Here is a 414-nt window from a genome sequence, read left to right as displayed (position 1 = left end):
GATCGGGGCCGGCCAGCGCGGCCAGCAGTGCGGTCAGCCGGGCTCCGGGCCAGCCCGCCGCGTCGTCCAGCCGCGCCGAGGCCCAGCCGAAGCGCAGGTGGCGCGGCGAGCGGTGGCCGACCATCGCGTCCAGGGTGTTGACGGCGCGGAAGCCCGCCAGCCCCGGCACACCGGCGGCCGCGCCCCATACCAGGGCGCCCACCACGGCGTCGGAGGTGTTCTCGGCGACGGACTCCACCACCGCCCGGGCGATGCCGTCGGCGTCCAGTGCCTGCGGATCGCGTCCGCACAGGTGCGGCAGCCGGGCGCGGGCCGCCTCCAGGTCGCCCGCCTCCAGCGCGGCGGCGACCTCGCGGGCCTCGCGCGCCAGCGTCGTACCGCCGACCACCGCCCAGACGGCGGCGGCCGTGACGG

General features: G+C 79.7%; 1 protein-coding gene. It reads right to left on the bottom strand.

What is annotated here, in order from left to right; genetic code table 11:
- On the bottom strand, positions 1–414 hold a 414-nt coding region (locus AC2CJA_RS27295; RefSeq protein ID WP_484605287.1), incomplete at both ends, for a cobalamin biosynthesis protein.

Source organism: Streptomyces sp. ATLC9, from assembly GCF_057196705.1.
Note: the sequence above shows the minus strand (reverse complement) of the source record. Positions and strands in the feature narration are given on the sequence as shown.